A 21986-nucleotide genomic window follows, 5' to 3' on the forward strand; every position below is an offset into this window, starting at 1 on the left:
GGCGAGGTCAGCTCTGCTCGGGGCGCTCGATGGACACCTTGGGCAGTCTGCGGGCCAGCGGGGCAGGCAGCCACCAGGCCCATGCGCCGAGCATCTGCATGACGGCGGGGACGATCAGGCATCGGATGACCACGGCGTCGAGCAGGATGGCGACGGCCAGGCCGAGTCCGAACTGCTGGAGCATGCGGTCGGAGCTGAGGACGAACGCGCCGAAGACGAACATCATGATGGCCGCGGCAGCGGTGATGACCTTGCCGGTGGAAGCCAGCCCTTCGCGTACGGACCGGGAAGGATCCCTGGTGCGCGTCCATTCCTCGTGGATGCGGGAAACGAGGAAGACCTCGTAGTCCATGGACAGCCCGAAGACGATCGCGAAGATCAGCGCGGGGATGAAGGCTTCCACGGGACCGGGCTGCGCGCCGAACCAGCCGTGCTGGAACACCAGGGTGATCACGCCCAGCGCCGCGGAGATCGACAGCAGGTTCAAGATGGCCGCCTTGACGGGAATCCAGACCGACCGGAAGACCAGCAGGAGCAGCAGCGAGGAGAGACCCACGACGACGGCGACGAACAGGGGCAGCCGGTCGGCGAGTGTCTCGGAGACGTCCTGGGAAGCGGCTGTGGCACCTCCGACCAGCACTTCGGCGCCCGTGGCGCGCTCCAGGGACGGGGCCACGTCGTCACGCAGACGGTGCACGAGGTCCACGGTTCCCTCGTCCTGCGGCGAGGTCGCCGGGTAGACGAAGACGGTGGACAGGGCGCCGTCCCCGGAGGGCATCGCCGGGCCGGCCCCGGCCACGCCGGCGGTGGTGGCGAGCGTTGCCCGGACGGTCCTGCCGGCTTCCTGGTCTCCCTTGACCAGGACGATGAGCGGCCCGTTGAAGCCGGGTCCGAAGCCCTCGGCGAGCAGGTCGTACGCGTGGCGGGAGGTGGTCTCCCGGGGATCGTTGCCGGAGTCGGCGAAGCCCAGCCTCATGCCCAGTGCCGGTGCGGACAGGGCCAGGAGCGCGATCACGCCGATCAGCAGGGTCGGAACCGGGCGTCGCTGCACGGCACGTGCCATGGCCCGCCAGCCGTTGCCTTCGGTCCTGCCCTTCTCGGTGGCCCTGGCCTGCTGCTTGAGGACATGGCGTTGGATACGCGTGCCGAACAGGGCCAGCAGGGCGGGCAGCAGTACCAGGGAGGCGGCCATGGTGATCAGGACCGTGACGGCCACCGCCAGGGCGATGCCCTGCAGGGAGCCGAGCCCGAGGGCGACCAGGCCCAGCAGGGCGACGATGACGGTGCAGCCGGCGAAGAAGACCGTGCGGCCGGCGGAGTCGAGGGCCTTGCGGCCGGCGTCCGCGGGGCGGCTGCCGGCCAGGAGTTCGTGGCGGTAGCGGTAGAAGATCAGCAGGGCGTAGTCGACACCGACGCCGAGGCCGACGAGCATCAGGATGGGCGGGGTGAAGTCGGCGACGGTGAAGAGGTGCGAGGCCAGGGCGATCAGTCCGATGGCGCCGCCGACGGCGAACAGTGCGGTGATCAGTGGCAGCGATGCCGCCAGCAAGGAGCCGAACAGCAGCACCAGGATGACCAGGGCGGCCCCGATCCCGGCGAGTTCGGCGGTCGGGCCCGCCTTGTCCTCCGCGTTGCGCGCCGCCTCGCCGCCCACCTCGACCTGGAGGTGGTCGGTGGCGATGCTCTGCGCGGTGTCGATGACCGCGGCGACGTCCTCCTTGGGGACGTCCTCCGTCTTGCCGTCCAGCGTGACGGACGCATAGGCGATCGTGCCGTCCTCGGACACCGCCGATCCATCGGCGAAGGGGCTGCGCACGTCGGCGACCCCCGCCAGGTGCCTCACCTCGGCCAGCATCGGTTCGATTCCGGCCCGGGCGCCGGTGATGCCGCGGGTGTCCCTGAAGACGATCTCGACGCTGTCGCCCGCCTGGTCACTGCCGTGCTCCTTGAACAGGTCGGTGGCCGTCTGGGAGTCGGTGCCCGGCAGCGAGAAGTCGTTCCGGTACGCGGAGCCGGCGGCGGTGGAGCCCAGCGTGATGGCGGCCACCACGGCCACCCAGAGCAGGAGCGCGGCCCAGCGATGACGCTGTGCCCATCCCGCCAGGGAACCGAACCGTCCGACGGGCGGGGACGGAACGCCCTGCGGCGCGGGCGGGGCCAGGGGCGCGGCGGAGCCGCGGGGGGAGGACATGACGCCTACCTCGTATTCGAGCGTGAGTTGCCTGGGGTCATCGCCGCGCCCACGACTCCGCCGGCGAGCGCGGGCACACCGAGCGCCAGCCCGGCGCACACACCGCTGACCGTGACCGCGTATGTTCCGGCGACGGCGACCAGCAGGATCCCGGCGGCGGCACCCACGAGTGCGCCGACGAGGGCGGCACTGATCCGGCTCGGTACGAGGGAGGACGACACGCCTCGATCGTGCTCGCAGACCCCGGGCGCGGGCGTCCGCCCACGGCTGACAGTCGGCCTGCACCAGTGGCAGGAGGTGAGGGCCTTGCCGTACACCAGCGGATGTACGGCACGGCCCTCGTGTACATCCCCGGCACGCCTTCTTGGAACAAATAGGGACATGTGGCCCGTCTCTCCTGGTGGCGCAGGCAGAATGAAGCAATGCCGCACCTTGATGCAACGCGCCTGCGCCTGCCCACCGGGCCGCGCGCCGACCTGGCGCTCGCCGGGATCGTGCTGGTGCTGGCCGGCGTGGCCGAGGGACAGCGACTGGGCTCGGACCGGGGCGCGACCGCGTCGGTGGCCGGCTCCTGGTTCCTGGCGGTGGCGGTGTGTGCCGCGCTGCCCCTGCGCCGCCGGTACCCGGTGGCGGTCGGCTGGTTCACGGTGGTCGGCACGGGCGTCTACTACCTGCTGAGCACGGTCGACGGCCCGCTCGTCCTGGTCCCGGTCGCCGCGCTGTACGCACTGGCGGCCCAGGGGCGGACGCGGGCATCGGTGGCCATGGCGGCGGTGATGGTCATCGGCGTGGGGGCGGGAGTGCTGGTGGGAACCGGCGATGTCAACGGCACGGCGGTGTTCATGCTGACCGGCTGGCTGGTCGCGGTGGTGGCGCTGGGGGCGATGCGCCACGGCCGGGTCGCCTACGCCGAGGAGGAGGCGAGGCTGCGCGCCACACAGGAGCGGCTGCGCATCGCCCGGGAGCTGCACGACGTGATCGGCCACAACATGTCGATGATCCACGTGCAGGCGTCCTCCGCCCTGCACCGGCTGCGGAAGGACCCTGCCCAGGCGCAGGAGGCGCTGACCGCGATCAAGCAGGGCAGCAAGGAGGGCCTGCGGGAACTGCGTGCCACCCTGGGCGTACTGCGTCAGGTCGACGAGGAGGCGCCCACCGCTCCCTCGCCGGGTCTGTCCAGGATCGACGAGCTGGTCTCCTCGGCCGCTCGTGCGGGTCTGGACGTACGCGTCGAGCAGAGCGGTGGCCGCTCACCGCTGCCGGCGGCGGTGGATCTCGCCGCCTATCGCATCGTCCAGGAGTCACTGACCAACGCCGTCAGGCACAGCGGTGCCGGGCACGTCGTCGTCAGCATCCATCGCGGCGAGCGGGAACTGACGCTCAGCGTCCGGGACGACGGGCGAGGCGCGACCCGTTCCGGGCGTGAGGGCGGCAGCGGGATCGCGGGCATGACAGAACGGGCGCAGGCGCTGGGCGGAACGCTGAGCACCGGGTCCGGCAGTGCGGACGGGTTCGTCGTCCGTTGCCGGATACCGTTCCCGGACCACCACGAGCCGATCGGCGGAGCAGCTGATGATCAGGATCCTGCTGGTGGATGACCAGCGCCTCGTGCGCGCCGGTATCCGCGGCATCCTCGACGACGAGGACGACCTGCACGTGGTCGCCGAGGCCGCCGACGGGCAGGCCGCCCTTTCGGCCTGCCGCGAACTGAAGCCCGACGTGGTGCTGATGGACATCCGCATGCCGGTGATGGACGGCCTCGAAGCCGCTCGCCGCATCACCGCCGACGAGGAACTGGCGGCGGTGAAGGTGGTCATGCTGACGACCTTCGACCTGGACGAGTACGTGTACGGGGCGCTGCGGGCCGGCGCCACGGGCTTCCTCGTCAAGGACACCGAGCCGGCGGAGCTCCTCCAGGCGGTACGCGTCGCCGTGCGGGGCGACGCACTCATCAGCCCTTCCGTCACCCGTCGGCTCATCGCCGAATTCGCCGGCCGTCCGGACGGGCCCAGGGAACCCGACCGGCGCCTCGACGTGCTGACCACCCGCGAACGCGAAGTCATGCGGCTGATCGCCGCCGGACGCACCAACGACGAAATCGCCGCACAGCTGGTGGTCTCTCCTCTGACCGCGAAGACCCACGTCAGCCGCATCATGGCCAAACTCGGTGCTCGGGACAGGTCTCAGGTCGTGGTCATGGCCTATGAGTACCGCATGGTCAGCCCCGGTCGGCCCGCGGACTGAATCCGGGAGCGCGGGCGAACCCGGTCCGCGAGACGGCCATCGCTTGCCGTAACGGCAACAAAGTTTGCCCCGCGCCGCCGCTGTGGTGAGGCTGTGCGCATGAGCAACCACACCGGTCACGGTCACCACCACGACGGCAATCACGGGCACGGCCACGAGCACGGCGGTGCGCACGGGAATCACCAGGACCCCTCCGACCTCGACTGGGGCGTCATGGGCCCGCTGCTGGAGCAGAACGCCGAACTCAGCAGCGAGCAGTACCGGGAGGCGGCCGGCTGGGTCGCCGGTCTGCCCGACGCGCCGAAGGTGAGGCGGATCCTCGACATCGGCAGCGGCCCCGGCGTGATCTCCTGTCTGCTCGCCGAGGCGTTCCCCGACGCGGAGGTCGTTGCCGTGGACGGCACCCCCGCCCTCCTGGAGCGCACCCGGGACCGGGCCGGGCGGCTCGGGATCGGAGACCGGGTCACCACCCTGCACGCCGACGTGCCGGCCGGTCTGGCCGGTCTGGGACAGGCGGACCTGATCTGGGCGGGCAACACGCTGCACCACATGGGCGACCAGCGATCCGTCCTGGCCGGCTTCGCCGCGCTGCTGAACCCGGGCGGTACCGTCGCGCTCGTCGAGGGCGGACTGCAGCCGCGCCAGCTCCCGCGCGACCTCGGCTTCGGCCGTCCCGGTCTGGAGGCCCGGATGGAGGCGGCGCACGCCGAGGCGTTCGAGGAGATGCGGGCCGTTCTGCCCGACGCCACGCGCGAGAACGAGGACTGGGCCGCCCTGTTCGCCGCGGTGGGCCTCACCCCGCAGGGCACCCGCAGCTTCCTGCTCGACCTCCCCGCACCGCTCGGTGACGTGGCGCGCGACCACGTCGTCGCCGAGTTCACCCGCCGCCGCGACGGGCTGGGCGACCGGCTCGACGCCGAGGACCTCGCCGCGCTGGACCGGCTGCTCGACCCCGAGGACCCGGCCGGACTGCGCCGGCGCCCCGACACCTACCTGCTGATGGCCCGTACGGTCCACCTGGGCCGCCGCGCCTGAGGGCGGAGTCCGTTGACGTTCAGGAAGGTGCGGACACCGGCTCCAGCCGCCACCACTGGCCGGGGGAGTCGGTGTCCTCCCACTGCTGGACGGACGCGCCCTTCGCCGTACTGCCGTCGGCGACCTCCAGGACCAGTCCGCTGACGAAGCTCACCAGCGTCACCGTGCCCGGTGCCTCCAGGTGCCGTTCGACCAGCCACTCCTGGGCGCCGAAGTTGTTCGCCCGCCACTGCTGGATCACGGCCCCGTTCTCCGTGGAGGCTCCACGGACGTCCAGCCGCTTTCCGCTGTGGGCGTTGACCACGTGGTGCAGCGCCGCGCCCGTGGACGGGGGTGAACTCCCAGTGCTGGGCGGCTGATCCGTCGACGTCGTTCTGCTGCACGGGCGCGCCGCCGCCCTTCGCGGCGTCCCGTACCTCCAGCACGAGCCCGCTGCCCACGTTGCGCAGCCGGTAAGGGCCCGCCCCGACAACGGGCGCGGTGTCCCCGGCCATCTCCGGTCCTCCGTACGACTCGAACGGCGAGACCGCCGCCCGGCTCCGGGCCGGGCGGCGGTCACAGGTGGATCGGCGGCGGTTACGCGCCGACGTTGAACTCGCCCGGGTTCGGGCCGAGCCGCTTGCCCTCGTCCAGCGCCGCGAACGCGGCCAGGTCGTCGGCGTCCAGCTCGAAGCCGAACACATCGATGTTCTCCGCGATCCGCGACGGCGTCACGGACTTGGGGATCACCACGTTGCCCGTCTGGAGGTGCCAGCGCAGCACCGCCTGGGCGGGGGTGCGGCCGTGCTTCTGGGCGACCGCGACGACCGTCGGGACCTCCAGGAGACCCTTGCCGGAACCGAGCGGGGACCACGCCTCGGTCGCGATGCCGTGCTTGGCGTGCAGCGCACGCGACTCGGCCTGCTGGAGCTGCGGGTGCAGTTCGATCTGGTTGAGCACCGGCACCACGGAGGTCTCGCCCAGCAGGCGCTCCAGGTGCTCGGGGAGGAAGTTCGACACACCGATGGCCTTCGCGCGGCCGTCGGCGTAGATCTTCTCGAACGCCCGGTACGTGTCGACGTAGGCGTCCTTGGCCGGCACCGGCCAGTGGATCAGGTACAGGTCGACGTAGTCGAGGCCCAGCTTGTCGAGGGAGGCGTCGAACGCGCGCAGCGTCGCGTCGTAACCCTGATCCGAGTTCCACAGCTTCGTGGTGACGAAGAGTTCCTCGCGGGCGACACCGGAGGCCGTGATCGCCTTTCCGGTGCCCACCTCGTTCTGGTAGATCGCGGCGGTGTCGATGCTGCGGTACCCGGATTCGATGGCGGTGGCGACCGCTGCCGTGGCCTCGTCGTCCGGCACCTGCCAGACTCCGAAACCGAGCTGCGGCATCTCGACGCCGTTGTTGAGGGTGAGGGAGGGGACCTGGCTCACGAGCGGTCGATCCTAACGTTGTGGGGTGGGACTCCCAGAGTGAACGATCAAGGCGGCCCGCACATTCCCGCACGGGCACCGTTCTCACCGGAAACGGTACTCCCGCGGCGTGCCGCCGGAGCGGTACACGCACGGAGCCGCAGGTGCCGTGCGCGCGGCTCCTCCCCGGCGCGCGCCACCGGCCGGGGCCGGTCAGCGGTACAGCGCGTCCACCTCGGCCGCGTACGCCGTCTCGATCGCCTTGCGCTTCAGCTTCAGCGACGGGGTCAGCAGGCCGTGCTCCTCGGTGAACTGGTGGGCCAGGATCCGGAACGTCCGGATCGACTCGGCCTGGGAGACCGCCGTGTTGGCCGCGACCACCGCGCGCCGCACCTCCATCTCCAGATCCGGGTCCCGCACCAGCTCTCCCGGGGTCAGCGCCTGCCGCCCCTGCATCGCAAGCCAGTGCTCCACGGACTCCTGGTCGACGGTGACCAGGGCCGCGATGTAGGGCCGGTCGTTGCCGACGACGATGCACTGCGCCACCAGCGGATGCGCCCGCACCCGCTCCTCCAGGCCGGCGGGCGAGACGCTCTTGCCACCGGACGTCACCAGGATCTCCTTCTTGCGCCCGGTGATCGTCAGATAGCCGTCCTCGTCCAGCGCGCCCAGGTCGCCGGTGGCCAGCCAGCCGTCGTTGAGGACCCCGGCCGTGGCCTTCGGGTCGCCCAGGTAGCCGCCGAACACGTTGGCGCCGTACACCCAGACCTCGCTGTCGTCGGCGATGTGCACGGTCGTGCCGGGGATCGGCTGCCCCACGGTGCCGTACCGGGTGCGCTCCGGAGGGTTGGCGGTGGCCGCGGCCGTCGTCTCGGTCAGGCCGTACCCCTCGTACACGGTGACGCCCGCGCCCGCGAAGAACAGCCCCAGCTGCCGGTCCATCCCCGAGCCGCCCGACATGGCGTGCCGGATCCGGCCCCCCATCGCCTCGCGCACCTTCTTGTACACGACCTTGTCGAAGAACTGGTGCTGCATCCGCAGCCCGGCGGACGGACCGGGGCCGGTGCCGAACGCCCGCGCCTCCATCGCCTCCGCGTACTTCACCGCGATGTCGACGGCCTTGTCGAAAGGAGCGATCCGTCCCTCCGCCTCGGCCTTGCGCCGGGCACCGTTGAAGACCTTCTCGAAGATGTAGGGCACCGCCAGGATGAACGTGGGACGGAACGACACCAGGTCCGGCATCAGCGCCTTCGCCGACAGCTCCGGCTGGTGGCCGAGCTTCACCCGGCCGCGGATCGCCGTGACCTCCACCATCCGTCCGAAGACGTGTGCCAGCGGGAGGAAGAGCAGCGTCGCCGCCTCGTCGCCCGGCTTGGAGTGGAAGACCGACTCCCAGCGGGACGCCATCGTCTCCGTCTCGAACATGAAGTTGGCGTGCGTGATCACACAGCCCTTGGGGCGTCCGGTGGTGCCCGAGGTGTAGATGACGGTGGCGACCGAGTCGGGGGTCACGGAACGCCGGTGCCGGTGCACGACCTCGTCCTCGACATGGGCGCCGGCCTCGGCGAGCTCGCTCACCGCTTCGGCGTCGAGCTGCCACAGGCGCTTCAGCTGCGGCAGCTGGTCGATCACCGAGGCGATGGTCATCGCGTGGTCCTCGTGCTCGACCATGACCGCCGACACCTCGGCGTCGTGCAGCATCCACAGGACCTGTTCGGCCGAGGAGGTCGGGTACACCGGCACGGACTGGGCGCCCACCGTCCACAGGGCGAAGTCGAAGAGGGTCCACTCGTACCGTGTGCGCGACATCAGCGCGACCCGGTCGCCGAACCGCACGCCGTGCGCGATCAGCCCCTTGGCCAACGCCAGCACCTCGTCACGGAACGTCGCCGAGGTGACATCCCGCCAGCGTCCGTCCGCATCTTTCCGGCCGAGCGCGACCCGGTGCGGATCCTCGTCGGCGTAGTCGAAGACGACATCGGCGAGCCCGCCTACGTGGGGCGCGGCCGCCATGGGTGGGACAGTGAACTCACGCAATGACCTGCTCCTTGTGGCGCTCCGCACAGCGCCGTGACGCTACCCCACCGGACGCCGCTCCGGGAGTGCCGGGAACAGCCCGGACCAGGTGCCCTATGCACGGGGCAGGTGGTGAAATCCGGCCAGATGGGCAAGGCCCGGGCACGCTTCTGACCATGGAGTAAGTGGCTCGCGCGGGAATCTCCACCGAATCTGTACGCCGTGATCACGCGGTTGTGTACGGATATGGGCGATCCGTCCGCCGCTGCCGGGCCGGCCGGGTCGGGCCGCTTCCGCCGGTGCCGCCGTGTCCCGTTGATCCTCCCCCTCCCCGCACCCCGTCATGCGCGGTCCTGCGGACTGATCGCGCCCACGCCGCCGCGCGGACGGATCAGCCGGTCGCCGCCCGCCAGGATCGCCGCGGCCAGCGCGTCCGCCGCCTGCTGCGCACCGCCCCGGCGCCGCCCGTGCAGCAGGACGAAGTCCACGTCACCGAGGTCCGGCAGCCCTGCCCTGGCCGCCACCGGAACGAGCCCCGGCGGGACCAGGCCGCGACTGTGCGCCATGACTCCGAGCCCCGCGTGGGCGGCCGCGATCAGCCCGCTGAGGCTGCCGCTCGTGCACGCGACCCGCCATGAGCGGCCCTGCTCCTCCAGTACCTCCAGCGCGCGCGCCCGGGTGATCCCCGGCGGCGGGAAGAGGATCAGCGGCACCGGCCCGTCCGGGTCGATCCGCAGCCGGGGCGCACCGATCCAGACCAGCGCGTCCTGCCAGACCAGCTCCCCGTGGGTGTCCCCGGTCCGCCGTTTGGCGAGCACCAGGTCGAGGCGGCCCGCTGCCAGCTGCTGGTGCAGCGTTCCCGACAGCTCGACGGTCAGCTCCAGCTCGACCTCCGGATGGTCGCGGCGGAACGACTGGAGGATCTCCGGCAGCCGGGTCAGCACGAAGTCCTCCGAGGCCCCGAAGCGCAGCCGCCCCCGCAGCCGGGTGCCGGTGAAGAACGCCGACGCCCGTTCGTGGGCCTCCAGGATCGTCCGCGCGAAGCCGAGCATCGCCTCGCCGTCCACCGTGAGATCGACCCGGTGCGTGTCCCGGGTGAACAGCTGGCGCCCGGTCGCGTCCTCCAGCCGCCGCACGTGCTGGCTGACCGTGGACTGCCGCACCCCGAGCCGGCGGGCGGCCGCGGTGAAACTGAGCGTCTGGGCGACGGCGAGGAAGGTGCGCAGCTGCGCCGGGTCGTACATGGGGCCAGGTTATCGGGAATCGTGATGACAGTCAGAGCGGTATACGGGATTCCCGATGCGGGCGATCGGGCGCAGGATGGTGGGCGCACGCTTCTTAACGAGAGAACACGTGGAGCACATGAGCCGCCGAACCCCGCGACTGCCGTCCTGGCTGCCGGTCGATCCGTACATCATGGCGTTGCTCGGCACCGTCGTCCTCGCGGCTCTGCTGCCGGCCTCGGGCACCGCGGCCGATGTGGCGGGCGGGGCCTCCACGGGGGCGGTCGCGTTCCTGTTCTTCCTCTACGGCGCCCGGCTCTCCACCGCCGAGGCCGTCGAAGGACTCAAGCACTGGCGGCTCCACCTCACCGTTCTGGTCTGCACGTTCGTCGCCTTTCCGCTGCTGGGCCTGGCGAGCGGGGGGCTGGTGCCGTACGTACTGACTCCTCAGCTGCAGAGCGGTCTCCTCTTCCTCTGTCTCGTTCCCTCGACCATCCAGTCGTCGATCGCCTTCACCTCGATCGCCCGCGGCAACGTGCCCGCCGCGATCTGCGCGGGCTCCTTCTCCTCGATCGCCGGCATCTTCGTCACCCCGCTGCTCGCGGCGGCGCTCCTCGGCGGCGACGGCGGCGGCTTCTCCGCGGACGCCCTGCTGAAGATCGGCGTCCAGCTCCTGCTGCCGTTCGTGGCGGGACAACTGCTGCGCCGCTGGATCGGCGGCTTCCTGACCCGTCACAAGAAGGTCCTCGGCTACGTCGACCGGGGTTCGATCCTGCTGGTCGTCTACACCGCGTTCAGCGAGGGCATGGTCGCGGGCATCTGGCACCAGGTCACCCCGGCCCGGCTCGGCGCCCTGCTCGCCGTCGAGGCGGTCCTGCTCGCCACCATGCTCGCGGTGAGCTGGTACGGCGCGAAGCGGCTCGGCTTCGGCCGCGAGGACCGCATCGCGATCCAGTTCGCCGGCTCCAAGAAGAGCCTCGCGTCGGGACTCCCGATGGCCAGCGTCCTGTTCGGCGCGCAGGCGAGTCTCGCCGTGCTGCCGTTGATGCTCTTCCACCAGATGCAGCTCATGGTCTGCGCCGTGATCGCGAAGCGCCGGGCCCGGGATCCCCTGGAGGACGCCTCCGCAGGTGCGGCTTCGCGGGAGACCGCCGCGGCGGGCCGAGCGGCCGCGCTCCACCAGGAGTAGCTCAGCCGCGCCCGGCCGGCTCCTTCAGGGCGATGCGGTGCTCTCCCGCGTACACGTTCATGGATGGGCCCCGCAGGAATCCGACCAGGGTCAGTCCGGTCTCGGCCGCCAGGTCGACCGCCAGGGACGACGGCGCCGACACGGCCGCCAGCATCGGGATGCCGGCCATCACCGCTTTCTGCGCGAGCTCGAACGAGGCGCGGCCCGAGACCAGCAGGATCGCCCGGGACAACGGCAGCCGGCCGTCGGTCAGGGCGCGGCCGACCAGCTTGTCGACCGCGTTGTGCCGGCCGACGTCCTCCCGTATGTCCATGAGCTCGCCCGTCTCGGAGAACAGAGCCGCCGCGTGCAGGCCACCGGTCCGGTCGAAGACCCGCTGCGCGGCGCGCAGCCGGTCGGGGAGGCCGGCCAGCAGTTCGGGTGTCACGCGGACCGGGGGAGTGTCGGCGACCGGATGCCGGGTCGTGGTGCGGACCGCGTCCAGGCTGGCCTTGCCGCACAGGCCGCAGGACGACGTCGTGTAGACGTTGCGCTCCAGCGTGATGTCGGGGACCACGACACCGGGCGCGAGCTTCACGTCCACCACGTTGTACGTGTTGACCCCGTCGGCGGTCGCCCCGGCGCAGTACACGATCGACTGCACCTCGGAGCCCTCGCCGATCACGCCCTCGCTCACCAGGAAGCCGGCCGCGAGTGCGAAGTCGTCGCCCGGGGTGCGCATGGTGATGGCGAGCGGCTTGCCGTTCAGCCGGATCTCCAGCGGTTCCTCGGCGACGAGGGTGTCCGGGCGGGTGGAGACGGCTCCGTCCCGGATGCGGATGGTGCGGCGGCGCTCGGTGACCCGTCCCATGACAGTCAGACCCGATTTCTGTGCGTGATGGAAGCCGCTACGGCCCTTGCTGCGGAGGATGCGTTGGTCACAGGGTCGCGTGCGGCGAGGTGACCTCGACGATCTCATTGTCCTGCACGGGCGGCGAGGCGCTGGAGGCACCGCAAAGTCGACAGGATACTGCCTACGATGTGCGATGCCGGGGGTCCGGGCTGTCGTCAAGCCTCCAACCTCCGGGCGGTATTCCTGTGGGATCACGTGCCCTTGTACCGGACGGTAGCGACCAAGACTGGATGGTTCCTGCCATATGTAGCGAGGGGAACCTGAACATGACCGGCTCACGTGTCGTGGCGCTCGGCCACTATCAGCCCGCCAAGGTGCTCACCAACCACGATCTGGCGGCCATGGTCGACACCAGTGACGAGTGGATCACCAGCCGCGTCGGCATCAAGACCCGGCACCTCGGCGGCCCCGACGAGCCGGTGGACGAGCTGGCCGCGCACGCCGCGGCCAAGGCGCTCGCCGCCGCGGGCCTCCAGCCGGCCGACATCGATCTGGTCCTGGTCGCCACCTCCACGGCCATCGACCGCTCGCCCAGCATGTCGGCCCGGGTCGCCGCGCGTCTCGGCATGTCCTCGCCCGCGGTGATGGACATCAACGTGGTCTGTTCCGGTTTCACCCACGCCCTCGCCACCGCGGACCACGCCGTCCGGGCGGGCGCCGCCACGCGGGCGCTCGTGATCGGCGCCGACAAGATGGGCGACATCGTCGACTGGACCGACCGCTCCAGCTGTGTGCTGATGGGCGACGGCGCCGGTGCCGCGGTCGTGGTCGCCGACCCGGGGACGGCCGACGGGCCCGGCATCGGACCGGTCCTGTGGGGTTCCGTGCCGGGGATGGGGGACGCGGTACGGATCGAGGGCACGCCGCCGCGCTTCGCTCAGGAAGGGCAGTCCGTCTACCGCTGGGCCACCACGCAGCTGCCCCCCATCGCGCGCAAGGTGTGCGAGAAGGCGGGGATCACGCCCGAGGACCTCGCCGCCGTGGTGCTGCATCAGGCCAATCTGAGGATCATCGAGCCCGTCGCCCGGAAGATCGGTGCCGTCAACGCGGTCATCGCCCGGGATGTGGTGGATTCCGGTAATACATCCGCGGCCTCGATCCCGATGGCCCTGTCCAAACTGGTGGAGCGGGGCGAGGTCGCCACCGGTGCCCCGGCGTTGCTTTTCGGCTTCGGCGGCAACCTGAGCTACGCGGGACAGGTCATCCGCTGTCCCTGAGGGGGAGTGAGATCGGTAGACTGTAGACGATAAGCAATTGCTCGTCGCCCGGAGGGGGACCGCGATGTTGTCCACAGGACTGCCGCAGGGGGCCGTGCCGAAGCTGGAGCGGCCCGGTCCGCTGCGCGAGCGCGTCTACGAGGCGCTGCTCGAACTCATCACCACCCGGGCGCTCCGTCCCGGCCAGCATCTGGTCGAGAGCGAGCTGGCCGGGCACCTGGGCGTGTCCCGGCAGCCGGTGCGTGAGGCGTTGCAACGGCTCAACACCGAAGGATGGGTCGATCTGCGACCCGCCCAGGGTGCGTTCGTCCACGAACCCACGCAGGAGGAGGCGGACCAGTTGCTCTCGGTCCGTACGCTCCTGGAGGCGGAGGCCGCACGGCTCGCGGCCGCCAACTCCGCCCCGGCGGGCATCGCCGCGCTGGAGGAGCTCTGCGCCAAGGGTGAACAGGCCGTCGCCGACGACAACGTGGACCTGGCGGTGGCGACCAACGCCGCGTTCCACGCCAAGGTCATGGAACTGGCCGGCAACGTGGTCCTCGCCGAACTGGCCGGGCAGGTGGACCGCAGGGTCCGCTGGTACTACACCCCCGTCGCCCGGCAGCGCGGTACGCAGTCCTGGATCGAGCACCGCTCCCTGATCGCCGCGATCTCCTCGCACGACGAGCAGCGGGCGACGGCGATCATGCGGACCCACACCGAGCACACCCGTCAGACGTACCACCGGCGCGAAGAGGCGTAGCGCCTCGCCGCTCACGTCCTCGATCGCCGGCCACGCCGCGATCGGGGACGTTTTCCGTGCCCGGCCCGGCGGGCCGGGCGGGCCCCGCCACCCCCCTTTGTCCTCAGGGTGGAGAAAGTTGTAGTCGATTCCTGCGCAACTTCTTCCCACTCCCGGCAAGCGCTGCTACGTTCCCCTCCAAAGCCCGACGGACAGGCCGATGTGGCGGGGAGGGGCGCGTGAGACGGATGACGGCACGACCCGCGAATGCGCATCAGGCGCGACTGCTCCGGCTGTTGCGCGACGGCGGGCCCAACTCACGGGCACAGCTGGGGGATCAGGTCGATCTCTCCCGCTCCAAGCTCGCCGTCGAGGTGGACAGACTGCTGGAGACCGGCCTTGTCGTGGCCGACGGACTCGCCGCATCCCGCGGCGGGCGTCGCTCGCACAACATCCGGCTCGCCCCGGCACTGCGCTTCCTCGGCGTCGACATCGGCGCCACCTCGGTCGACGTGGCGGTCACCAACGCGGAACTGGAGGTCCTGGGGCACCTCAACCACCCCATGGACGTACGCGAAGGCCCCGTCGCCATCTTCGAGCAGGTGCTGTCCATGGCGGCCAAGCTCCGGGCCTCCGGGCTCGCCGAAGGGTTCGACGGCGCGGGCATCGGCGTACCGGGACCGGTCCGCTTCCCCGAAGGCATTCCGGTCGCACCGCCGATCATGCCCGGGTGGGACGGCTTCCCGGTCCGTGAGGCGCTCAGCCAGGACCTGGGCTGCCCCGTCATGGTCGACAACGACGTGAACCTGATGGCGATGGGGGAGCAGCACGCGGGCGTCGCCCGCTCCGTGGGCGACTTCCTCTGCGTCAAGATCGGCACCGGTATCGGCTGCGGCATCGTCGTCGGCGGAGAGGTCCACCGCGGTACGACGGGCAGCGCCGGCGACATCGGCCACATCCAGGTCGAACCCGACGGCCGCCCCTGCGCCTGCGGCAACCGGGGCTGCCTGGAAGCACACTTCAGCGGCGCCGCCCTGGCCCGCGACGCCGAGGACGCGGCCCGCGCCGGACAGTCCCTGGAGCTCGCGGCCCGGCTGGAGGCGTCCGGGAAACTCACCGCCGCCGACGTCGCCGCCGCCGCGGCCGCCGGCGACCCCACCTCGCTCGACCTGATCCGCGAAGGCGGCAACCGGGTCGGACAGGTCATCGCCGGACTCGTCAGCTTCTTCAACCCCGGTCTGGTGGTGATCGGCGGCGGGGTGACCGGACTGGGCCACACGCTGCTGGCCAGCGTCCGGACCCAGGTCTACCGGCAGTCCCTGCCGCTGGCCACCGGAAACCTCCCGATCGTGCTGGGCGAGCTCGGACCCGCCGCCGGTGTCATCGGCGCGGCCAGGCTCATCAGCGACCACCTCTTCTCACCCGCCTGATCCCTCACCCACCCCGACCCGCAGGCCCCTTCACCCGCACGATCCCGCACCCGTACCGGCCCGCATCGAGGCCCGACGGCACCAAAGGCACCGCCCCGCGCCCAGGCCGGGGTCCGGGGACACCCCCGGGACCGCACTGCGCCCTGCCCGCTCACCGGCCCTTCCCCCTGCTTCCGGACTCGCCCGCGCAGGGGCACCCCATCCGCCGAGGGGATTCGTCATGGCTCCAGAACCACCCCTGCTCACCATGTCCGGCATCACCAAGTCCTTCCCCGGTGTGCGCGCCCTCGACGGCGTGGACCTGGAGGTCCAGGCCGGCGAAGTCCACTGCCTCCTCGGCCAGAACGGCGCCGGCAAGTCCACGCTCATCAAGGTCCTTGCCGGGGCCCACCAGCCCGACGACGGCGAGATCACCTGGTGCGGCGCGCCCGCCGTACTCAAGTCGCCCATCACCGCGATGCGTCTGGGGATCGCCACCATCTACCAGGAACTCGACCTGGTCGAAGGCCTGTCGGTCGCCGAGAACGTCTTCCTCGGCCATGAACCCACCAGCGCCGGCTTCGTCGTCCGCACCCGCGAGGGCCGCACGTCGGCGGCCGCCCTGCTGAGAAGGCTCGGCCACCCGGAGATCGACCCCGCCCGCCCGGTAGGCCAACTCTCCGCCGCCCAGCAGCAGATCGTTTCCATGGCGCGGGCGCTCTCCCACGACGTACGCCTCATCGTGATGGACGAACCGTCGGCCGCCCTCGACCCCGACGAGGTCGACAACCTCTTCAGGATCGTGGCCTCGCTGACCGCCGACGGGGTCGCCGTCGTCTACATCTCGCACCGCCTGGAGGAAATCCGCCGGATCGGCGACCGGGTGACCGTGCTCAAGGACGGCCGCGCCGTCGCGGGCGGACTCCCCGCCGACTCCACGCCGACGCGCGACATCGTTGCCATGATGACCGGGCGCAACGTCGAGTACGTCTTCCCGCCCCGGCCCGAAGCCGTCCCCGAGGACGCCCGCCCCGCCCCGGACCCGGTCCTCACGGTCCAAGGACTGACCAGGAAGGGCGAGTTCGACCCGGTCGACCTGGAGCTGAGGCCCGGCGAGATCGTCGGCCTCGCCGGCCTCGTCGGCTCGGGGCGCTCCGAGATCCTGGAGACCATCTACGGCGCCCGCAAGGCCACCGCCGGACGGGTCACGGTCGCGGGCAGGCCGCTGCGGCCCGGCAGCGTACGCGCCGCCGTCGCCGCGGGCATCGGCCTCGCCCCCGAGGAACGCAAGGCACAGGCCCTGCTGATGCTCGAATCCGTCACCCGCAATGTCTCCGTATCCTCCATGTCCCGTTTTTCCAGGGCCGGCTGGGTCGACCGGGGAGCCGAACGCAAGGCGGCCCGCGCCGCAACCCGCGAACTCTCCCTGCGCCCCGACAACCCGGACACCCCCGTCCGCACCCTCTCCGGCGGCAATCAGCAGAAGGCGGTCCTCGCCCGCTGGCTGCTGCGCGGCTGCCGGGTGCTGCTGCTCGACGAACCGACCCGCGGAGTGGATGTCGGCGCGCGCGCCGAGCTCTACGCCGTGATCCGCCGGCTGGCCGACGAAGGCCTCGCCGTTCTGCTCGTCTCCAGCGAAGTGCCCGAGGTCCTGGGCCTCGCCGACCGGGTGCTGGTCCTCCGTGAAGGGCGCGTCGTCCATACGGCGGACGCCGGGGAACTCGACGAGCACCGCGTACTCGACCTCGTGATGGAAGGGAGCCCGACGTCATGACGCAGCCCGTCTCATCGGCGCAGCAGAGCGGGCCGGACAAGGCCCACGCGCCCGTGTCCGTCCCCGCGTCCCCGAAGAAGGACCGGTCCCCGCGCGCCTTCGGGCTGCGCGCGGACGTCCGTAACCTCTCGCTGCTCGGCGTCCTCGCCGCGCTCGTGATCGTCGGCGGCATCACCGAACCCGACGCCTTCCTGGACACCGGGAACCTCCAGCTGATCCTGACCCAGGCGTCCGTCATCGGTGTCGTCACCGTCGGCATGACCTTCGTCATCATCGGCGGCGGCATCGACCTGTCCGTCGGCGCCATGGTCGCCCTCGCCTCCGTCTGGGCGACGACGCTCGCCACCCAGGACTTCGGCTTCGCGGGCATCCTCTTCACCGCCGTCCTGGTCGGCCTCGGCGCCGGACTCGTCAACGGTGTGCTGATCGCGTACGGCAGGCTGGTGCCGTTCATCGCGACTCTGGCGATGCTCGCGTCGGCCCGCGGACTGGCCCTGAACATCACCGACGGGAAGACGCAGATCGTCACCGTCAAGTCGGTCCTGGACCTGGGACTGCCGGACGCGTACGTCCTCGGCGTCCCGCCGCTGGTCATGATGTTCGCCGTGGTCACCGTCGTCGGCTGGCTGGTGCTGAACCGTACGACCTTCGGCCGGCGCACGGTCGCCGTCGGCGGGAACGCGGAAGCGGCCCGGCTGGCCGGGATCGACGTACGGCGGCAGCGGCTCTACCTCTACCTGCTGTCCGGGCTCTGCTGCGGCATCGCCGCCTTCATGCTGATCATCCTGTCCGGCTCCGGCCAGAACACCAACGGCAACCTGTACGAGCTCGACGCCATCGCCGCCGCGATCATCGGCGGCACCCTGCTCAGCGGAGGCCGCGGCACCATCGTCGGATCCGTCCTGGGCGTCCTCGTCTTCACCACGATCACCAACATCTTCGCGCTCAACAACCTGCAGAGCGATGTCCAGCAGATCGCCAAGGGCGCGATCATCGTCGCCGCCGTCCTCGTCCAGCGCCGGACGTCGGCCCACGGGGAGACCTGACCTTCCGTCGTCCCCCGTCCCCACCCGTTCGACCCCCGCCTGTTCCGCATCCCACGCCGCATCGGATGAAGGGTTTGACAGCCATGCCAGAAACCAGCCGCAGAGGACTGCTCTTCGGTACCGCCGCAGTCTCCGCAGGCGCCCTGCTGACCGCCTGCACCAGCAATGACCCCAAGGACAAGAGCACCGCCGCCCAGAGCAACGCGCCCGCCGCGGGCGACAAGCCCGGCAAGCCGGTCACCATCGGCTTCGCGGGGCCGCAGGCCGACCACGGCTGGCTCAACGCCATCAACGAGAACGCCCGGTCGCGGGCGAAGAAGTACTCCGACGTGACCCTGGAGACCACCGAGGGTTCCAACGACACCGCCGCCCAGATCGGCCAGGTCAAGACCCTCATCAACAAGAAGGTCGACGTCCTCGTCGTCCTCCCGGCCGACGGCAAGGCGCTCACCCAGGTCGGTCTGGAGGCCATGCGGGCCGGCATCCCCGTCATCAACCTGGACCGCATCTTCGCCTCGCCCCAGGCCTACCGCTGCTGGGTCGGCGGGGACAACTACGGCATGGGGCTCAACGCCGGTACGTACATCGGCGAACAGCTCAAGGACAAGCCGAACGCCAAGGTCGTCGAGCTCGCCGGCATCGACAACCTGGAACTCACCAAGCAGCGCAGCCAGGGCTTCGCCGACGCGCTGAAGAACTACTCCAACATCGAGCTGGTGGCCCGTCAGGCGGCCGACTTCACCGTCGAGTCGGGTCAGGCGAAGATGTCCCAGCTCCTCCAGGCGCAGAAGCAGTTCGACGCCCTGTGGAACCACGACGACGACCAGGGCGTCGGTGCGCTCCGCGCGATCCAGCAGGCCGGCCGGGACGAGTTCCTGATGGTCGGCGGCGCCGGGGCCAAGTCCGCGATGGACGCCATCAAGGCCGACAACAGCGTGCTGAAGGCCACGGTCCTCTACCCGCCGACCATGGCGGCGTCCGCGATCGACCTCGCCCGGGCGCTCGGCCAGGCGAAGGGGGTGGCCGGGCTCGCCGAACTGGAGATCCCGACCAACCTCACGCTGTACTCGGCCGTGGTCACCAAGGAGAACATCGACCAGTACCTTCCGACGGGCTTCAGCTGAGCCGTCTCGCGGGAGGGTGCTGACCCTCCCGCCGCACCCACCGAACCACCGACGAGGAGGAAGCCCGGATGGCCCGTAGGGAAGAGACGGAACAGGAGGCGGCCGCGCCGCCGACGTACCGGCCGATGGCGAGCGCACCGACGCTCGGGGTCGGCATGGTCGGATACGCGTTCATGGGCGCCGCCCACTCGCAGGGATGGCGCACCGCGGGCCATGTCTTCGAGCTGCCGATGAAGCCGGTGCTCGCCGCGATCTGCGGACGCGACCGGACCGCGGTCCAGGCCGCCGCCGACCGGCACGGCTGGGCGGCGGCGGAGACCGACTGGCGGGCGATGATCGCCCGGGACGACGTCCAGCTCGTCGACATCTGCACCCCCGGCGACAGCCATGCGGAGATCGCCATCGCGGCCCTGGAGGCCGGCAAGCACGTGCTGTGCGAGAAACCGCTCGCCAACACGGTCGCGGAGGCGGAGGCCATGACCGAGGCGGCGGCGCGCGCCGCCGCCCGCGGCCAGGTCGCGATGGTCGGCTTCAACTACCGCAAGGTGCCGGCCCTGACCTACGCCCGCAAGCTCATCGCGGAGGGCCGGCTCGGCACCCTGCGGCACATCCGGGCCACCTACCTCCAGGACTGGCTCGTCGACCCCGCCTCCCCGCTCACCTGGCGGCTGAAGAAGGAGCACGCGGGCTCCGGCGCGCTCGGCGACCTCGGCGCGCACATCGTGGACCTCGCCCAGTACCTGGCGGGGGAGCTGCTGGTGGGTGTCTCCGCGGTGAGCGAGACCTTCGTCCGCGAACGCCCGCTGCTCGCGGGCCCCTCGGGGGGCCTGGGCGGCGTCGCGGCCGCGGGGGAGTACGGCACGGTGACGGTGGACGACGCGGCGCTGTTCACCGGCCGCCTCACCTCGGGCGCCCTGGCCTCCTTCGAGGCGACCCGGATGGCGGCGGGGCGCAAGAACGCGCTGCGCCTGGAGATCAACGGCGAGCTCGGTTCACTCGCCTTCGACCTGGAACGCCTCAACGAACTGTCCTTCCACGACCACACCGAACCCGCCACCACGGCGGGCTTCCGGCGCATCCTGGTCACCGAGCCCGAGCACCCGTACCTGGAGGCCTGGTGGCCGCCGGGGCACGCACTCGGCTACGAGCACACGTTCATCCACCAGGCCCGTGACGCCGTGCGGACGATCGCCGAAGGCGCGTCCCCCGTACCGTCGTTCGCCGACGGACTCCAGGTGCAGCGGGTGCTGGCGGCGGTGGAGGAGAGCGCCGCGAAGAACTCCGTACTCACCCCCGTACAGGTCTAGGAGGTCCTGCGCATGCCCCGTCCCTTCACCCTGTTCACCGGTCAGTGGGCCGATCTGCCCCTGGAGGAGGTCTGCCGGCACGCCCGCGACTTCGGTTACGACGGTCTCGAACTGGCCTGCTGGGGAGACCACTTCGAGGTCGACAAGGCGCTGGCCGACCCCGGCTACCTGGAGAGCCGGCACCAGCTCCTCGACAAGTACGGGCTGAAGTGCTGGGCGGTCTCCAACCACCTGGTCGGCCAGGCCGTCTGCGACAGCCCGATCGACGAGCGCCACCAGGGCATCCTGCCCGCCAGGATCTGGGGCGACGGGGAGCCCGAGGGGGTGCGCCGCCGGGCCGCCGAGGAGATCAAGAACACCGCACGGGCGGCGGCCGCCTTCGGTGTGGACACGGTCATCGGCTTCACGGGCTCGTCGATCTGGCACCTGGTCGCGATGTTCCCGCCGGTCCCGCCGCACATGATCGAGCGCGGGTACGAGGACTTCGCGGAGCGCTGGAACCCGATCCTCGACGTCTTCGACGCGGAGGGTGTGCGGTTCGCCCACGAGGTGCACCCGAGTGAGATCGCGTACGACTACTGGACGACGCACCGCGCCCTGGAGGCGGTGGACCACCGTCCGGCCTTCGGGCTGAACTTCGACCCGAGCCACTTCGTGTGGCAGGACCTGGACCCGGTGGGCTTCCTGTACGACTTCCGGGACCGGATCTACCACGTGGACTGCAAGGAGGCGCGCAAGCGCCTGGACGGCCGCAACGGCCGGCTCGGCTCCCACCTGCCCTGGGGCGATCCGCGCCGCGGCTGGGACTTCGTCTCGGCGGGGCACGGGGACGTGCCGTGGGAGGACGTGTTCCGGATGCTGCGGTCCATCGGCTACGAGGGCCCGGTCTCGGTGGAGTGGGAGGACGCCGGCATGGACCGCCTCGCGGGCGCGCCGGAGGCGCTGACGTCGCTGAAGCGGTTCGACTTCGACCCGCCGAGCGCGTCGTTCGACGCGGCGTTCGGCGGCAAGGACTGAGGCGCCGGGGGCGGGGCCCTTCGTGGGCTCCGCCCCCGGACCCCCGCTCCTCGAAAGCCGGAGGGGCTTGATCGTGCCCGGCGGCACCGTACTCGCCGCCGGGCCGCTCCGCCCTGCCCACACCCCTCTTTGTCCTGGGCAAGGAAAAAGTTCGCCAACACCGCTGCACAAGGGCTTTCCGTCCCGGAC

The 21986-nt window shown here is 71.1% G+C and carries 18 protein-coding genes and 1 pseudogene; 12 read left to right on the forward strand and 7 right to left on the reverse strand.

Annotation, left to right across the window (positions count from 1 at the left end; translation table 11 throughout):
- Positions 1-7: 7 nt before the first annotated feature.
- Entirely contained in the window at positions 8-2191 is a 2184-nt protein-coding gene (locus ACIQMX_RS15025) for an MMPL family transporter (RefSeq protein ID WP_402478026.1), read from the reverse strand.
- Positions 2192-2196: 5 nt separating this feature from the next.
- Positions 2197-2412 carry a hypothetical protein gene (locus tag ACIQMX_RS15030; protein ID WP_363065565.1) on the reverse strand — a complete coding sequence of 72 codons (216 nt, stop codon included), beginning with the start codon at positions 2410-2412 and terminating at the stop codon, positions 2197-2199.
- 201 nt (positions 2413-2613) lie between these two features.
- Between ACIQMX_RS15030 and ACIQMX_RS15035 the strand changes: the two genes are divergently transcribed.
- The 3 genes from ACIQMX_RS15035 to ACIQMX_RS15045 all read left to right on the forward strand — a co-directional run bounded on the left by ACIQMX_RS15035 (position 2614) and on the right by ACIQMX_RS15045 (position 5470).
- Entirely contained in the window at positions 2614-3789 is a 1176-nt protein-coding gene (locus ACIQMX_RS15035; RefSeq protein ID WP_402478029.1) for a sensor histidine kinase, read from the forward strand.
- A complete protein-coding gene (locus ACIQMX_RS15040; RefSeq protein WP_402478030.1) occupies positions 3764-4435 on the forward strand; it encodes a response regulator in 672 nt (223 codons plus the stop codon). The genes ACIQMX_RS15035 and ACIQMX_RS15040 overlap by 26 nt, the downstream gene beginning before the upstream one ends.
- A 99-nt stretch (positions 4436-4534) precedes the next feature.
- Complete coding sequence (locus tag ACIQMX_RS15045) at positions 4535-5470, forward strand: class I SAM-dependent methyltransferase (RefSeq protein ID WP_402478033.1); 936 nt, start codon at positions 4535-4537, stop codon at positions 5468-5470.
- A gap of 19 nt (positions 5471-5489) precedes the next feature.
- Here ACIQMX_RS15045 and ACIQMX_RS15050 read toward each other — a convergent pair.
- From ACIQMX_RS15050 to ACIQMX_RS15065, 4 genes and pseudogenes are all read right to left on the reverse strand, one after another.
- Positions 5490-5964 (reverse strand): annotated as a pseudogene (locus tag ACIQMX_RS15050) (RICIN domain-containing protein).
- A gap of 82 nt (positions 5965-6046) precedes the next feature.
- The gene (locus ACIQMX_RS15055; protein WP_363065575.1) at positions 6047-6883 is read right to left on the reverse strand and encodes an aldo/keto reductase; all 837 of its coding nucleotides are present in this window, start codon (positions 6881-6883) and stop codon (positions 6047-6049) included.
- A gap of 192 nt (positions 6884-7075) precedes the next feature.
- Positions 7076-8875 carry an AMP-dependent synthetase/ligase gene (locus tag ACIQMX_RS15060; RefSeq protein ID WP_402478480.1) on the reverse strand — a complete coding sequence of 600 codons (1800 nt, stop codon included), beginning with the start codon at positions 8873-8875 and terminating at the stop codon, positions 7076-7078.
- Positions 8876-9219: 344 nt separating this feature from the next.
- The gene (locus tag ACIQMX_RS15065; protein WP_363065579.1) at positions 9220-10122 is read right to left on the reverse strand and encodes a LysR substrate-binding domain-containing protein; all 903 of its coding nucleotides are present in this window, start codon (positions 10120-10122) and stop codon (positions 9220-9222) included.
- A gap of 118 nt (positions 10123-10240) precedes the next feature.
- On the opposite strand from ACIQMX_RS15065, the gene ACIQMX_RS15070 reads away from it, so the two are divergent.
- On the forward strand, positions 10241-11290 hold the full coding sequence (locus ACIQMX_RS15070) for a bile acid:sodium symporter family protein (RefSeq protein ID WP_363065581.1): 1050 nt from the start codon (positions 10241-10243) through the stop codon (positions 11288-11290).
- Position 11291: 1 nt separating this feature from the next.
- Here ACIQMX_RS15070 and fdhD read toward each other — a convergent pair whose 3' ends face one another.
- Complete coding sequence (gene fdhD, locus ACIQMX_RS15075; protein WP_363065583.1) at positions 11292-12140, reverse strand: formate dehydrogenase accessory sulfurtransferase FdhD; 849 nt, start codon at positions 12138-12140, stop codon at positions 11292-11294.
- Positions 12141-12448: 308 nt separating this feature from the next.
- Between fdhD and ACIQMX_RS15080 the strand changes: the two genes are divergently transcribed.
- The 8 genes from ACIQMX_RS15080 (at position 12449) to ACIQMX_RS15115 (ending at position 21797) form a co-directional block, all read left to right on the forward strand.
- On the forward strand, positions 12449-13399 hold the full coding sequence (locus ACIQMX_RS15080) for a beta-ketoacyl-ACP synthase III (RefSeq protein WP_363065585.1): 951 nt from the start codon (positions 12449-12451) through the stop codon (positions 13397-13399).
- A 64-nt stretch (positions 13400-13463) separates the two neighbouring features.
- The gene (locus tag ACIQMX_RS15085) at positions 13464-14141 is read left to right on the forward strand and encodes a GntR family transcriptional regulator (protein WP_363065587.1); all 678 of its coding nucleotides are present in this window, start codon (positions 13464-13466) and stop codon (positions 14139-14141) included.
- Between the two features lie 227 nt (positions 14142-14368).
- On the forward strand, positions 14369-15550 hold the full coding sequence (locus ACIQMX_RS15090) for an ROK family transcriptional regulator (protein ID WP_363065589.1): 1182 nt from the start codon (positions 14369-14371) through the stop codon (positions 15548-15550).
- A 220-nt stretch (positions 15551-15770) separates the two neighbouring features.
- A complete protein-coding gene (locus ACIQMX_RS15095) occupies positions 15771-17303 on the forward strand; it encodes a sugar ABC transporter ATP-binding protein (protein ID WP_363065591.1) in 1533 nt (510 codons plus the stop codon).
- Positions 17300-18349, forward strand: coding sequence for an ABC transporter permease (locus ACIQMX_RS15100; protein WP_363065593.1), 1050 nt, complete (start codon positions 17300-17302; stop codon positions 18347-18349). The genes ACIQMX_RS15095 and ACIQMX_RS15100 overlap by 4 nt, the downstream gene beginning before the upstream one ends.
- 83 nt (positions 18350-18432) lie before the next feature.
- The gene (locus tag ACIQMX_RS15105) at positions 18433-19473 is read left to right on the forward strand and encodes a substrate-binding domain-containing protein (protein WP_363065595.1); all 1041 of its coding nucleotides are present in this window, start codon (positions 18433-18435) and stop codon (positions 19471-19473) included.
- Between the two features lie 68 nt (positions 19474-19541).
- Positions 19542-20780, forward strand: coding sequence for a Gfo/Idh/MocA family protein (locus ACIQMX_RS15110; protein WP_402478038.1), 1239 nt, complete (start codon positions 19542-19544; stop codon positions 20778-20780).
- A 12-nt stretch (positions 20781-20792) separates the two neighbouring features.
- On the forward strand, positions 20793-21797 hold the full coding sequence (locus ACIQMX_RS15115; protein WP_326656425.1) for a sugar phosphate isomerase/epimerase family protein: 1005 nt from the start codon (positions 20793-20795) through the stop codon (positions 21795-21797).
- Positions 21798-21986 lie beyond the last annotated feature (189 nt).

It is taken from the genome of Streptomyces sp. NPDC091416, from assembly GCF_044756845.1.
Classification (GTDB): domain Bacteria; phylum Actinomycetota; class Actinomycetes; order Streptomycetales; family Streptomycetaceae; genus Streptomyces.